Source organism: Kitasatospora sp. NPDC001225 (assembly GCF_053597855.1).
In genome coordinates, this window is record NZ_JBSFJC010000064.1 from 23,396 (window position 1) to 37,122 (window position 13,727).

General features: G+C 69.8%; 12 protein-coding genes. 6 read left to right on the forward strand and 6 right to left on the reverse strand.

All coding sequences use genetic code 11. From position 1 onward, the window contains the following. Positions 1–27 precede the first annotated feature (27 nt). Positions 28–936, forward strand: coding sequence for an RICIN domain-containing protein (locus ACWDCZ_RS22255; RefSeq protein WP_449816778.1), 909 nt, complete (start codon positions 28–30; stop codon positions 934–936). A 193-nt stretch (positions 937–1,129) separates the two neighbouring features. On the opposite strand, the gene ACWDCZ_RS22260 is transcribed toward ACWDCZ_RS22255, so the two are convergent. The 5 genes from ACWDCZ_RS22260 to ACWDCZ_RS22280 form a co-directional block, all read right to left on the reverse strand. Beyond that, positions 1,130–1,363 carry a hypothetical protein gene (locus ACWDCZ_RS22260; RefSeq protein ID WP_380670520.1) on the reverse strand — a complete coding sequence of 78 codons (234 nt, stop codon included), beginning with the start codon at positions 1,361–1,363 and terminating at the stop codon, positions 1,130–1,132. Positions 1,364–1,426: 63 nt separating this feature from the next. Then, positions 1,427–2,347, reverse strand: coding sequence for a hypothetical protein (locus tag ACWDCZ_RS22265; RefSeq protein ID WP_449816761.1), 921 nt, complete (start codon positions 2,345–2,347; stop codon positions 1,427–1,429). A gap of 74 nt (positions 2,348–2,421) precedes the next feature. Beyond that, positions 2,422–2,850, reverse strand: a complete 429-nt coding sequence (locus tag ACWDCZ_RS22270; protein ID WP_449816762.1) for a peptidase inhibitor family I36 protein — start codon at positions 2,848–2,850, stop codon at positions 2,422–2,424. 332 nt (positions 2,851–3,182) lie between these two features. Next, a complete protein-coding gene (locus ACWDCZ_RS22275; RefSeq protein ID WP_449816763.1) occupies positions 3,183–3,602 on the reverse strand; it encodes a DUF2690 domain-containing protein in 420 nt (139 codons plus the stop codon). Positions 3,603–3,736: 134 nt separating this feature from the next. Continuing rightward, positions 3,737–4,339: a hypothetical protein gene (locus ACWDCZ_RS22280; protein ID WP_449816764.1), complete on the reverse strand. Its 603-nt coding sequence runs from the start codon at positions 4,337–4,339 to the stop codon at positions 3,737–3,739. Between the two features lie 334 nt (positions 4,340–4,673). On the opposite strand from ACWDCZ_RS22280, the gene ACWDCZ_RS22285 reads away from it, so the two are divergent. The 3 genes from ACWDCZ_RS22285 (at position 4,674) to ACWDCZ_RS22295 (ending at position 10,234) form a co-directional block, all read left to right on the forward strand. Next, positions 4,674–8,546 (forward strand): nSTAND1 domain-containing NTPase, encoded by a 3,873-nt coding sequence (locus ACWDCZ_RS22285; protein ID WP_449816765.1) that lies wholly within the window; start codon positions 4,674–4,676, stop codon positions 8,544–8,546. A 544-nt stretch (positions 8,547–9,090) separates the two neighbouring features. Continuing rightward, positions 9,091–9,366, forward strand: coding sequence for a hypothetical protein (locus ACWDCZ_RS22290; protein WP_449816766.1), 276 nt, complete (start codon positions 9,091–9,093; stop codon positions 9,364–9,366). A 4-nt stretch (positions 9,367–9,370) separates the two neighbouring features. Continuing rightward, a complete protein-coding gene (locus tag ACWDCZ_RS22295; protein WP_375876886.1) occupies positions 9,371–10,234 on the forward strand; it encodes a hypothetical protein in 864 nt (287 codons plus the stop codon). Positions 10,235–10,287: 53 nt separating this feature from the next. Here the strand turns inward: ACWDCZ_RS22295 and ACWDCZ_RS22300 are convergent, their stop codons facing one another. Then, complete coding sequence (locus ACWDCZ_RS22300) at positions 10,288–10,905, reverse strand: hypothetical protein (protein ID WP_449816767.1); 618 nt, start codon at positions 10,903–10,905, stop codon at positions 10,288–10,290. A gap of 439 nt (positions 10,906–11,344) precedes the next feature. On the opposite strand from ACWDCZ_RS22300, the gene ACWDCZ_RS22305 reads away from it, so the two are divergent. Both ACWDCZ_RS22305 and ACWDCZ_RS22310 read left to right on the forward strand, forming a co-directional pair. Continuing rightward, on the forward strand, positions 11,345–11,491 hold the full coding sequence (locus ACWDCZ_RS22305) for a hypothetical protein (protein WP_375876884.1): 147 nt from the start codon (positions 11,345–11,347) through the stop codon (positions 11,489–11,491). Positions 11,492–12,393: 902 nt separating this feature from the next. After that, positions 12,394–13,719, forward strand: coding sequence for a hypothetical protein (locus ACWDCZ_RS22310; RefSeq protein ID WP_449816768.1), 1,326 nt, complete (start codon positions 12,394–12,396; stop codon positions 13,717–13,719). Positions 13,720–13,727: the final 8 nt, after the last annotated feature.

Sequence of the window (13,727 nt, forward strand, 5' to 3'; positions counted from 1 at the left end):
TTCTCCTTGTACGGAAGCGGCATTGAGGTGGCCGCTGCCCGCCGTCGACGAGGCGGGCAGCGGCCTGAGCGCGGATCAGGTCATCGGACCTTCAGGCATCGGACACTCCCAGCAAACCTCGACATCACCAATGGATTGACCGACAACGGCGCGCCGGTCAATCTGTACGGCTGCCACAGCGGCGCCGCCCAGAAGTGGGTCCCCGGTCCCTACCCGGGCACCCTGCAGAACCCCAACTCCGGCCGCTGCCTTACCGTCCCTAGTGGGAGCAACGTGCCGGGCACCCATCTGATCATCTCGGGCTGCCTCGACAACAGCAGCCAGTACTGGCAGGCGCCCACCGCCACCACGGCCCTCGTCGGAGGCTTCAGCTCGGCCACGTACCCTGTGGTCGACTCTCCCGGTGGCATCAACGGTGACGGGTACCCCGACCTGATCATCACCGACAACAACCACAGCCTCGTCCAGTACCTGGGCATCGCGCCCGAGGCTGGCCTGCCGCGCTTCGGTGACATCCGCGTCCTGGACACGCCGAAGCCCGCCTCGTACAACATCAACTCCGCCGCCAACCCCAACCGTTGCCTTGACAACTCTGGCGCGAGCAACGGCACCAACCTTCGCTTCTACGACTGCTGGGCCGGCGCCAATCAGAAGTTCACCTTCGGCTCCGACGGCACCCTGCGCACCAGCGGACGCTGCGTCGCCACCAAGAACAACGCCACCAGCTCCGGTACCCAGGTCGTGATCACCGACTGCGTCGGGGCCACCGGTCAGGTCTGGACCCTGCGCGCCGACGGCAGCATCTATAATCCGACCGCCGACCGCTGCCTCGACCTCCCCGGCGCAATCGACGCCAACGGAACAGTCCTTGCCATCGGGGGGTGTCTCCCTGATCATGCCAACCAGCGTTGGACCATGTACCCGAACAACACCTGACCCCCCACCCTGGGGCCCGCGATGCATCCGGCATTGCGGGCCCCACCCGCGTTTTCTGGGGCCGCCGATCTCCCCGACCGCAGAGCCCTTGCGGTCTGCCCGGCTGGTGGAAGTGCAACAACAGATTCGACCGGGTCAGCCGACCGGTCTCCTACGCCTTGCTCGTGTCCCTCGCGACGCCCGAGACCGACCTCTACACCGCCGGGTCAGCGGCGGAAGCCGCGCCCCGGGTTGCGGGCTTGGACGTTGTCGAAGGCGTGAACCAGGCAGCAGGGCGCATGTCGCCGATGCCCATGGCCTGGTTGGCCATGTCGTCGGGGTCTTCGATCCCGTCCAGGTGCGCGCTGAAGAGCATCAGGATGTCGGTGCCCTGGAAGAGGAGGTCGACGCAGGCATCCCAGTCGTAGTCATCGCCGTGGTGGGGCACCGACCGGGCGCCGTGCCGCAGGCCCGCAGTGGCCCCTGCCCTGGGGGTTCCCTGGCCCGGTGACTACTCGAAGGCGGCCGAGTGGCTCGGCCCGGACGCCGGACCTTCGGCGAGGACAGTGTCCGCTTCGCTGAGCATGCGGCGGCGTTCGGCCAGGACGTTGTCGAACGCGATGGTGTTCTGCTGGATCAGGGTGCGTTGGATGGCGGCCTCGGCTTCGTTCCAGATCCGGACGAGCCGGGTCTGTTGTTTGCAGACGACGTCGGTGATCGCGGTCGTCCGCTCTTCGTCGGTGGGTAGTTCGGAGGGCCAGGTGCCGGTCTGCAGCGGTGTCGCGTAGTCGTGGCTGGCCTGCTTCATGCACCGGGACCACGCGGCGACGGCGGCCACGACCTCCGGGTTCTTCGTCGATTGCTCGAAGGACTCCTGGTTGACCGACCGGACCAGGTAGGCATCTCCGGGGTAGCTGGTGGTGCCGGTGATCCGGCGCGCGGCGGATTCCTGGCAGCCCTGCGGGCCGGTGAGCGCGTTCAGCTGGTCAGGGGAGAGCCGTACCTGTGCCGGGTCCGGGTGGGCGGGCAAGTGGTAGCCGGTGGTGCGGGCCCCGGAGGCGCTGGTGAGTCCGTAGCGCCGTTCGTACCGGCCCAGCACGGGGGTCGGGGCGGTGGCCGGGGCGGGTGGTCGGACTCCGGCGTTACGCAGGCAGTCGGCGACCAGTCGGTCCAGGGCGGTGTGCAGTCGGGCGTTGTCGGCGGGTGGGAGGAAGTACGGGTCCAGGGGCAGGGAGATGACGGTGGGGTCGTCGGCGGGGTCGGGCGCGGTCTTGGTGCTGTCGGCGGAGGTGCCTGCCGGGCCGGGTGGCGTTCCCCTGGTAGAGGTCGGTGCGGTGCCGGTGGTGGTCCCGCTGTTCGTGGAGCAGGAGGCGAGCAGCAGAAGGCAGGTGGTGACGGCCGCGAGCGGGGCGGTGAGCCGTGGTGTGTCCATGGTGTCGAGGGCCTCGTGTCTCCGGTCGGCTGGGCCGTCCGAGGAGTCGGACGGCCCAGCCGGGTCCTGCTGGGTCAGCCGTAGACGTAGAACGAGGCGTTTTCGTTCTTCGTGTTCACCAGGTTGATGTTGCCGCAGGCCGGAACGTCGTCCGAGGGCCCGCTCCAGCCGCTGTTGTAGTACACCCTGACGTAGCCGTAGCAGTTGCCGGGGAACTGGTAGGTGGCGGAGGCCGCGTTGTTCTTCACCGCGACGCCCTGTCCGTTGCCGGGGCCCTGGAACGCGCCGGCGTAGGCGAGGTCTTCGAAGCCCTTGAAGCCGGTGAGCAGGTCCCAGCCGGCCACCGAGCCGGACTGGTTGCTGTTGTACCAGAAGCAGAAGGCCCGGGCGCCGCGGCAGTTCCCGTTGTTCGGTGCGGCCTGCGCGGCGGGCGTCACCGCCAGCGTCGCGGTGGCCACCGTCCCCGCCAGCAGCAGGGTGGTGAGGATGCGTCGTGTCTTCATGTTCTTCCTCCTGGTGTCTGCATTCCGGGCCGGGAAGGTCCCGGCCCGGAATGCGTGTCGATGCCATGTCCGTTTCGGTGGTGCTGAGCCTTTGGGTCCTGTCCTGGGGGGTCGCTTCGCAACGGGGCCCGCAGAACGGCGGTGTCACGGAGTCCTGAGGTTCTCCGATGTCGCATGCCGTGGCCATGGCCCGGGGGTGCGGGGCGCCGAGCGCCGTGGCCGTCGCTCGAACGCGAGCGCGGCGGGTGCTGCCGGAGAGTCAGCCGCCGGCCCGGGGACGGGGAACCAGCGCGAACCGCGCGGCTTCCCGACCCCGGCCGGGCAGAGGAGTCTCAGTGCCAGCCGGTGCAGGGACCGTTGCCGGAGATGCAGGCGCGCGCGCTGCCCGATCCGTCGACCATGTCGCCGTAGCCGGCGGAGCCGATCGCGTTCCAGAACTGGATGTCGGAGCTGTTCTCCACCCAGAACAGCTGTCCGTTCGAGGCACCGGAGATCCTCGCCCAGTTCGCCTTGCACGAGGAGCTGTAGCGGAGTTCGATCGTGCCGTAGGCGGAACTCACCGATTCCACGGTGTAGGCGTCCGCGTTGCAGCCCATCTGGATGGGGTCCCGTCCGCTGCAGGAGGACGCGTAGCAGCCGGCGGTGACCTGGGACGTGGCGGCGGACGCGGCGGGGACGGCGAACCCGGTCAACGCCGTGGTGGCCGCGGCGAGACCGAACAGGATCCCGGTCAACCGGTTCATGCGCTTCATGGGACGTTCCTTCCTGAGGAGAGAAGATCGGCGTTGCCCGGCGGGCAGTACCGTCCGCTGTCGGCGCGACGGTCCTGGAGCCGGTGCGGAACGCAACCTCCTGATGGTGTGGAGCCGGCCTCTTCCTTGACCGGTCAGTTCCAGGCGGTGCATGCGATGTTGGTGCCCCACCTCGGGTTGCCCCACGGGTCGTTGTCATCCCCCCATGAAGCGCCGCACGCCCGCACCCAGTTGCCCGGCCCGTCATAGACGCTGGCAGTCTCCCGATGTGACTGCCCGCCGACGGTACCCAGGTTCTGGGCCTGCCACGGCCAGTGCCCGTTTCCCGCAGTCTGCGAGACGTCCAGGTACAGCCCGTCCCAGGCATAGTTCAGGTAGGCCTCCGCGTACGCTCGGTCGTGGCCGTCGGAGCCGCTGAACACGTGCATTCGCACATCGTTCACCTCTCCGCCCGCGTACGGCGTCCAATGCGCCCACGGCGTTACCCACGACGAGGCCAGGCCCTGCTGCTCAGCGCCGGAGCGCAGCCCCTCGGCAGCCTCAGGGGAGATCTCCTGCACCGCACCGACCACGTGGTAGCGGCCGGAATGCGCGGTCTTCTCGCCTGGCGCCGCATGGGCCGCTCCCGCTGCAGGAAGCACCAGCAGTACCGCTGCCGCCGTGGCCGCGGACAATCGCTTCGCCTTCAGCGTCGGGGTGAGTGCGACCGTTGCGGCACGGATCTTGGCCAATCGCATGGCTGTCTCCTGTCGGTGCGAAACAGAGGGGTGAGGGACGTTGCCCGGCTCGGAATCTCCGCCGCACGTGTACCGCAGCCCACGCGGGCGGCGGTACCGCGGGGCGCGGTCGGGCCGGCGTCAGGGGCGGTGGTGTCGCCTTCCGGCCCTGACACGACCGAGCTTTCACGGTCGACTGGTTGTTGCGCAGCCCTCCTCACCACGTGAAACAAAGTGCCGCTCCGTGGGCCGGAACGACGGATGAAACAGGACAGGCCGTTGGGAAGCCGTTGCCGCGGCTCTCTCCGGTGCGTACGTTGACGGTCCGGGTGCCGCCGAGCGGGGGAGGACACGGATGGGCCGCCAAGAAGGCCCGCTGGATCCGGCCGCAGGACCGGTCCAGCGCTTCGCGTCCGAGTTGCGCCAGCTACGCCGGGAGGCGGGGAACGTCACCTACCGCGCGATGGCCAGTCGTACCCGCTACTCGGTCGCGACGCTGTCGCGGGCGGCCGGCGGGCAGCAGCTCCCGTCGCTGCCGGTGGTGCTGGCCTATGTGGAGGCCTGTGGCGGGGACCCCGCGGAGTGGGAGCGGCGTTGGCACGCCGCGGTGCGGGACGTGGCCGCGGAGGACGGTGATGATGCCGATGCGCCGTACCGGGGCCTGGCCCGCTTCGAACCGGGTGACCGGGAGCGGTTCTTCGGCAGGGACAGGCTCGTCGCCGACCTGCTGGGACTGGTGGACTCCCGTCGTCTGGTCGCCGTCGTGGGCGCCTCGGGCAGCGGCAAGTCCTCCTTGCTCCGCGCCGGACTGATCCCAGCGCTCCGGGACCGGGGCGGGACGGGCACGGGTCCGGCCGCCATCCGGATCTTCACTCCGGGCCCGCGGCCCGCCTGCGACCACGCCGCGCTGCTGACGCCCGGGAACGGTACGGGCGACACGGTGCTGGTGGTGGACCAGTTCGAGGAGGCGTTCACGCTGTCCACCGAGCCGGCGGAGCGTGCCGCCTTCATCGGTCTGCTGCTGGCGGCGTGTGAGCCGGAGAGCCGATTACGGGTGGTCCTGGCGGTGCGGGCGGACTTCTTCGGACGCTGCGCGGAGCACCACGGGCTCGCCGTGGCCCTGCGGGAGGCCACGCTGCTGGTCGGGCCGATGGGCCCGGCGGAGCTGCGGGAGGCGATCGTCAATCCGGCCGCCGGCGCGGGCCTGATCGTCGAGCGCGCCCTGACCTCGAGGATCATCGAGGAGGTCGACGGCGAGCCGGGCGGGCTCCCGTTGCTGTCGCACGCCCTGCTGGAGACCTGGCGCCGCCGCAAGGGCAGGACACTGACAGAGGCCGCCTACGAAGCCGCCGGAGGTGTGCACGGCGCCATCGCCCGCACCGCGGAACAGACCTACAACCGCCTGACGCCGCAGCAGGCCGCCGTCGCCCGGCGCATCCTGCTGCGACTGGTCACCCCGGGAGAGGGCGCGCAGGACACCAGCCGACCCGCAGACCGCACCGAACTCGAGTCTCTCGGTACCGGTGACGCCGACACCGCAGCGGTGCTGGAAAGCCTGACCCGCGCCAGGCTGATCACCTTGGACGGAGACACCGTCCACCTGGCGCACGAGGCTCTGATCAGCTGCTGGCCGCGCCTGAGCGCTTGGGTCGAAGACGCCCGCGACAGGCTGCGCCACCACCGGCACCTCACCGAAGCCGCCAAGGCCTGGGAGGAACTGGGCCATGACCCCGGAGCGCTCTACCGGGGCACCCGCCTGGCAGCGGCCGAAGCCACCTTCGCCGGCGCCGGGCACCGCGACGACCTCACCCCGCTGGAGTCCCGCTTCCTCACCGCCGCCCTCACCGCCCGCGACCAGGAGAACCGGAAGACCGCGCGCTCCGCCCGGCGGCTGCGCACCCTGCTCGCCACGCTGTCCGCCCTGGTCGTGCTCGTCCTGCTGGCCGGGGTGATCGCGTGGCAGCAGAACCTGACCGGCGAACGCCGCCGCACGGAGGCCGCCGCCCGCCGGGCCGCCGCGGTGGCGGACGGCATGCGCTCGTCCGACCCGGTCACGGCGATGCGGCTGAGCGTCACCGCGTGGAAGACCGCCGATCTACCCGAGTCACGGTCCGCGCTGCTCGGCGCAGCCGTCCAGCCGGACCAGGACGTCTTCACCGACCCCCCGTCGAGCAAAGCCGTCCCGCAGACCCACTTCCTCAGCGGCGACGGACGCACCCTGGTCGGTGTCGGCCGGGACGAGGTGGTGAAGTGGGACGTCGGCACGCACCGGCGAGTAGCAACACTCCCCGGCCTGGGGGCCGAGGCCGAGGACGTGGAGGACATGAGCGCCGACACCCGAACACTCGCCGTGTTCGGACTCGATCATGTGAACGTGTGGGACCTGCCGGCGGAGAGTACGGGCGGATCCCCGGTGGCACGCCACCCGTTCGACCCCGGTCTGACCGGAACCGCGGCTCGGCTCGGTCCGAGCGGGCGGACCCTGGTCCTCTTCGCGACCGAGGGCACGGACGACGTGGTCCAGGTCCGGGACAGCCACAGCGGCCGACTCCTGCTCGAACGACGCACCGGGGGCGGCGTACACAGAGCGCCCACCCGCGACGAGACGCGCCGGATACCGGAGGTCAGGCAGCGGCGGATGTGGGGAGAGTGGCCCCGCCTGGAGAACTTCCCGTATCCCGAGGCGTCGGTCAGCCACGACGACCGCCTGATGGCGCTGTGCGTTCCGGGCGGGCCGGTCCAGGTGTGGAACGTGCCCGAGCAGCGCGAGGTCCCGCTCGCCGGGGCTCCCGACGCCACCGCGCAGCAGTGCCTGGACCAGGCCGTCGGGTTCTCACCGGACAGCCGCCGGTTGGCGGTCGTCGACAGCGGCGGCGTCCGGATCTGGGACATCGCCTCGGGAACGGAACTCCCGCGGGTCGAACACGCCGACCTCAGGGAGGCGTCGTTCAGCGCGGACGGAACGCTCATGGTGGCATCGGACGGCAAGGAGGTGCTGCTGTGGCGCCTCGACATCCCGTCGGTCCCGCTCCTGCGGCATCCACTCGCCAACACCGACGCCAGCCAGTTCAGGCTGGATCCGGACGAACACCGGATCCGCTACCAGGAGGGCTCGACCGGAGCCGCGGTACGCACCATCGACCTCACGAACGTCCTCGCCCCGGCCTGGACGAGCCAGCCGATCTCAGCCGCCGTGTTCAGCCCGGACGGCAGCACGCTCGCCACCCTGCTGTCGTCCGCGGGCGACCACACGCACCACATCCGACTGCGGGACCTCCGCGGCGGAGGACACGTCGTCGACCTGCCCGTCCTGTCCTGCCTGCCGCCTCCCGAGGGCAGACGGCTCTCCTTCTCCTGCACCGTTCTCATGGCGTTCCGTCCCGACGGGCGAGCCTTCGCCTACGGCATCGTCGACCACAGGCAGCCGACCTCACCACCCAGAGTGTCCGTCTGGGACGTCTCCGCCGGCCGCACGACCGCGACCCTGGATCTCGCGGCTCCCGAACGGCGTGCGGTGGACGACGTCAATGCGATCGCCTTCACACCGGACGGAAGGTCGCTCCTGGTGTCACGGATACCGCAGCAGGAGGCCCTGGAAGTCTGGGACCTGCCCCAACGGGCCAGGACCCGGGTGCTCTCCGGCCTTGGCGGGGAGCAACTCGCCGTCCGGCCGGACGGACGGCTCCTCGTCACCTCCCACAACCAACTCGCCGACCTGCCGTCAGGCCGAGTGGTCCCTCGTACGCTCACCCAGAACACGACGCACACCGTGGCGTTCAGCCCGGACGGCACGTACCTGGCCACCGGCGACGAAGCCGGCCGCGTCACGCTCTGGGACGGCAACGCCGAGCGGAACCTGGGCGTCCTGCCCGGCAGCTTCAGACCCAACGCCACGGGGGCGTTCGACCCCATCTCCGCATTGGCCTTCTCCCACGACGGCCGCATCCTGGCCGCCGCGGGCACCGACGGCACACTGCGGATGTGGGACCTCGCATCCCACCAGCCACTCGGCCCCGCCGTCCCCACGACAGGAGGCGCCACCCTCTCCCTGTCCTTCGGCCCCGACGACCGCACCCTGCGCATAGCGACCGAGCACGTACCGGCGCACGAGATCACGGTCGCCCCGGACCAGGAAGCCGCCGACATCTGCGAACGAGCCGGAGGCGGACTGCCGCAATTCGACTGGGACACGTACCTCCCCGAGGTGCCCTACCGGAAGGTCTGCTGACCCCGACGGCTTCACCGTCGACGAGCGATGGACGGTCACCGTACGACCAAGCCGGGAGGCGTTGCGTCGGCCTGTGTCAACGGTCACTGAGATGCCCGGGTGGGATGCCGTGGCTTGCCGACATGCGCGAAGTACCGGAGGACCGCGCCGTACGGAGCTTTCTGTCAGCGATCCGCGTCGGCGACCTGTGTGGTGGGGTCGCGTCAGAGGTCACCCGCTCCGGGGTAGCGGTGACGTTGGACGGGTCCCCGGCGAGAGCGTTGGGGTTCGTCGGCTCGTTGGACCTGCCCTGAGGGCGGCCTCGGAGCGAGGATGTGGAGGTCGGTCGGCGGATCACCGCTGAAGTCATCGCCGTCGACCTGCCTGCGACGGTGGACGGGCTGCGGTTCGACACCCCGGTCATCGACGCGAACGACGAGGCCCTGCCCCGGGCAGGAGGACGAAGGCGTCCAGGAACCCGGTCCAGGAGTCCACCCGTCCCCGTCAGCCGTAGGATGACGGTCGCCGGCGGGGCGTGCGCCGTGGCCGGGAAGGGGTCGGGCTGATGGGGACCATCGCCGAGGAGTACTTCGGCTTCATGCAGCCCCAGCACGGCTGCCTCGTCGCCGGCCGGCGCACCGAACAGCTGCTTCAGGTCGACGTGGTCGGGTACATCCGCCAGTACCGGACGCCCTGCGGCGCCTGGCGCTGGGAAGGCCAGGCGCCGCCGCGGTGGCACCGCGACGGCGCCATGGTCTCCTACCGCACCTCCCAGGACGGCTTCGCCACCCCGTCGGCGGTCGCGAAGTGGGTCACCGCCCAACCGTTCGCGGAGGCTTGAGCCGGTGGCCAGTCGCAGCAGCGCGATCCGCTCATTCGTCTTCCAGCTGTCCAAGATCCACCAGTGTGGCATGGACACGGACTACCACGACCACCGACGGAAGTGGGAGATCCGGTGGTACGACGGGCCGACCGAGGCCACAGTGCACGCCGCCGTCGAGCGGCAGCTGCCGGAGTACAAGGAGATCATCTGCACCGACCGGAGTTTCTCCGAGGAGGCGATCGTCCTCGCGGCAATCCGGTGCTTCGTCTCCGGAGAGGACAAGCGGTGGCTCGACCTGCGCTACGCTGCGCAGCGCTCGCTGGAGGATGTGGCGTTCCCGATGCGCACCGCGAGCGCGCGGGAGAACGCCATGGTGGAGCGGGTGCTGAAGGAGTCCGCTCAGGAGCGCGGTCGGGGCCGGGATGCCACCTACGCGCTGGAGCTCCTGAAGGAGCGCCGGGGAATCGGCTGGCTCCTCGCCCCGCCCGTCCCCGCCCAGGACAGCCGTCAGTCAGAGACTGACGCCCCCGTGTCGGCCGCCTTGGAACCGACTCCGGTCGAGTTGCTGACCGCCCGCTACGCCCGGGGCGACCTCGGCGAGGCCTGGCGGCAGCGCGCCGCGCCCATGCCGGCGGCGGAGGCCTTCGCCGCCGCGCTCGTGGACGAGGAGATCGACAAGGAGGCCGCGCTCGCCGCGCTCGCGCTCGTCATGGAGCTGCAGGCCGCCCTGGACGCGAACACCGCCACCCTGATGGCCAAGGCGCGAGGCGCCGGCGGCTCCTGGAACGACGTCGGCCAGGCGCTGGGCGGGATCACCAAGCAGTCCGCCGCGAAGAAGTACCAGGTGCTCACCCGCTCAACCGAGAAGCCGTCAGCCGCAGGCTGACGCTCCCTGCCGCCGGGGCGTCGTGTCGAAGGGCAGTGGCCCGGGCGACGCCGTCAGTCTACGGCTGACGGACTGCGCAGGGCGGGCGCCCGCGCCCCCGGCGCCGCGCCGGCGCAGCACGTCCGCGCCGAAGGTGTTCCTGCCGGGGCCCGGGGCGTTGCGTCGCATACCGTGTTCACCCGCACGGGTGACCTGTGCCTGTCCGACCGGAGGTCGTCGATAGGCTCCCGCAGAGCGCAGCGGTTGCGGCAGGAAGGCCCGCAGATCAAGCCGACTTCGGGCGGTTCGGCGCATGGCTTCGGCACCTCTAAGCTCGGCCTCATGACAGCAGAGACAGCGCTGATAGACGCGTCCATGCCTTCCTCCGGTCCCTGTGGGGGTGAGACGACATCCAGGTCGAGATGGGTGCCGTCCGCGCAGTAGACCTCGACGCGGAAGAAGAACCGGTTGTCGGCGAGGTCTTGCATGCACCCGTCGCCATGCCGGTTGTACGCCTCGCCGATCGCATGGAGCGCCTGCGCGAGGCCCCTGCAGGCCAGGGAAGGGATGTTGCGGAAGGCGACCGGACGGACTTCCGAACGTCCGCTGATGGCCCAGTCGTTGGGCAGGCCACGGACGTTGATGACGATGCTGGCCGAGCCGGTGGAGATCCGGTGCGCGACGGCGTCCACAGCGGGCCGTGCCGTTCCTCCAGGGCGACCAGTCGACTGCGGGCGGCCTCGCGCAGACCATCCGGCACCCAGTCATCCTCGGCAACCGCGCGCCCTCAGCTTCTCGTCCATGGCCACTCTTCTCGCAGTGGGCCTCCAGGATGCCGCACAGCAGGGACATCGCCGGGGCGCCATCGGCATCACAGCAGTTCGCACCTGAGGGTCGCTACCTGGTGGCAATCCAGAGAACCGCAGGTCAGCTAATTGATTGCATACGAAGAGTCATGACTAATGCCCTCAAGTTTTGAAGCCCCGTCAATTGGCTATAGAATCGGCCGCGTCACTGCCATTCGAGGGGGCATCCCCTCGACCCTTCCCGATGATCTTGGGTTCTCTCCGGACCCGGGGGCTCGGGCGTAGCCATATACGCCCACCCATCAAGGAAGGGGAGCAGCGTTCCATGACTGGACAACCGAAGGACCCGAACGCCGGCCGCGAGCCGGAGCAGGAGAAGCCGGACGACCAGCGGGAACGCCGCGTGCAGATGGTGGGCGCGATCGTCATCGAGGCACTCAAGTTGGCGGCGGAGATTTTCCGCCGGCTCTGAGTACGGCTGTGCGGCCCGGGTTGCGCCCCGGGCCGCACAGGTGATGGTGATACGCCGCACTGCGCGCGGTCCGCGGCCGCCCGGTTGCTTCCACTGTGAGGAGCCGGGCGGCTTCACCATGCCTCCGGAGGAATCAATCTCCGGAAGTCAATCTTTAGGTCCTAATCGAAAACAGCCCCGGAGGCCTAATAGCGGACTCCGAACTATCGACTAACGCATTCGATTTGATTTTCCATCCTCAACCGTTATCGAGGCCTGGAAAGTCGGATCCATCAGTCTTTCGATGACCTAAGTCTCAATCTACCACGGCGTGGAAAAGGATTGAGGTCTTCGGTAGTCAGCTGGAGGACCCATGAAGAGTCCTCTGTGCAAGGCATCGATGTGCTTCGCTGGACCGTCTCACGTGAGACGGTCCAGCCACGGGCCCGTCAACAGGGCCTCCGTGGGACCAATTGGTCCCACGGAGGCTGCTCACCGTGACAGCCAGGCGAGCCGCCGGCCGCCGTCCCGTCCTCGTCGCCGGAAGGACCACCTAGGAACGTTCCTAGGTGCCCAGCGGCGAACCTCCGCCTGACCAAGACCCCTCCTACTCACGTGAGGAGGTCTCGCCGCCGCCCTCGGCCGGGGCCGGCCGTCACCTACAAACGTTGGTAGGTGCTCGGGCGGAGCGAGCGGGCCTCTATACCCCCGCCTGACCTTCCGTCGCGCGTTAACGATCGTTAGCCTCGTATATCTGGCAATATACGAGGCAACTGCTGTGAGAAGCTTCCTCCGTCAGCAGCCCGTGCGCGCAGGAGAGCCGAGTTGAGTACCGAACCCACACCCGGCGCGCCCGCTGGGCCCGCCACCCACGGATCCGCACAGCTCGGACGGCAGTGGCACCACCTCCACGGCGGGCAGGCATGAGCGACGAACTCGACGTCGTGGAAGCCGAGTTCGTCGACAGCGACGACCAGAGACTGCCCGCCGCCCGCTCCCGCGGGCACGGGATCGACATCGGCGGCTTCGACCGTGACACCGTGCTGGTGGCAGGCCGACCGCTGCCGGCCGCGTTCACCGCGCCCGAGTACGCGGCCGGGGACTTCGTCATCAGCGAGGAGATCGCGCAGCTCCTCGGAGAGTCGACGGTGCCCAACACCGAGCGCAACCGCCAGGCCCGGATCCGGGTGTTCCAACGCTGGTGCGCCGAGCGCGGACGGGTCGCACTGCCGTGTACCACGGCGACGCTGATCGAGTACGTCGGGTGGATGATCCTCAGCGACGTCTACGACCCCAACACGGTCTCCGACTACCACAGCACCGTGGTCACCTGGCAGGAGCGGGAGACCCCAGGGAACACCCGGCCCGGGACCATCCAGACCAGCAGGATGATCGCCGCCTTCCGCAGGAAGTGGTCCGCGACCAAGACCGAGAGGCAGTCGCCCGCGATCCTGGAGGCCGACCTGGAGGAGATGGTCGCCGACTGCGACCGGGACCACCGCCAGGGCATCGGCCGACGCGACGCCGCCATGCTCACGATGGGCTGGCACCTGCTCAGCCGCCGCATCGAGCTCGCCCACCTGGTACCCGTGCACGCCGAACTGCACCCCGACGGCATCGCCGTCCGCCTCGTCGCCCGCAAGACCCGCAAGGACGGCTCGGTCTTCGAAGCCTGGATCTCGGCCCGCGACGACGCCCCGCACCTGTGCCCGGTACGCCGCCTGCGCGCCTGGCTGGAGTACGCCCGCACCGTCCGCATGCCGCTCGACCAGGCCCTCTTTCGCGCGCTCGACAAGGCCGGCCGCCTCCAGGTCCGGCTCACCCCGCAGACCCGGCCGAAGCACCGGGACGGGCAGCCGAAGGCGGACCACGAGATCGCCGTCGAGGAGTGGGTGGAGCTCTCCTACCTGTCCGGCGACGCCGTCAACACCATCGTCAAGTCCCGTGCCCGGAAGGCGTATCAGCACGTGGCCGACCTCTCGGAACAGCAGCGCGTCGAGTCCGGATACAACGCGCTCCTGCACGAGGCCACCGCCAAGGCCGTCACCGCACACGGCCTCCGGGCCGGCGGGGCCTCCGCGCTGCGCGAGGCCGACGTTCCCGAGGACCAGATCGCCGAAATGGGTGACTGGCGCAAGGACTCCGCCGCGATGCGCCGCTACTTCCGCCGGATCCGGGTCCGGAAGCAGAACCCCTGGGCGACCGCCCGCACCGGCCGACTGGAGGGACGGAACGCACCACCTCTGTAGCCCGGCTG

Bases quoted from the DNA above. Each gene is read 5' to 3' on its own strand.
- ACWDCZ_RS22275 (WP_449816763.1), bottom strand. From the start codon at position 3,602: ATGAAGCGCATGAACCGGTTGACCGGGATCCTGTTCGGTCTCGCCGCG.
- ACWDCZ_RS22310 (WP_449816768.1), top strand. From the start codon at position 12,394: ATGAGCGACGAACTCGACGTCGTGGAAGCCGAGTTCGTCGACAGCGAC.
- ACWDCZ_RS22265 (WP_449816761.1), bottom strand. From the start codon at position 2,347: ATGGACACACCACGGCTCACCGCCCCGCTCGCGGCCGTCACCACCTGC.
- ACWDCZ_RS22280 (WP_449816764.1), bottom strand. From the start codon at position 4,339: ATGCGATTGGCCAAGATCCGTGCCGCAACGGTCGCACTCACCCCGACG.
- ACWDCZ_RS22270 (WP_449816762.1), bottom strand. From the start codon at position 2,850: ATGAAGACACGACGCATCCTCACCACCCTGCTGCTGGCGGGGACGGTG.
- ACWDCZ_RS22305 (WP_375876884.1), top strand. From the start codon at position 11,345: ATGACTGGACAACCGAAGGACCCGAACGCCGGCCGCGAGCCGGAGCAG.
- ACWDCZ_RS22290 (WP_449816766.1), top strand. From the start codon at position 9,091: ATGGGGACCATCGCCGAGGAGTACTTCGGCTTCATGCAGCCCCAGCAC.
- ACWDCZ_RS22285 (WP_449816765.1), top strand. From the start codon at position 4,674: ATGGGCCGCCAAGAAGGCCCGCTGGATCCGGCCGCAGGACCGGTCCAG.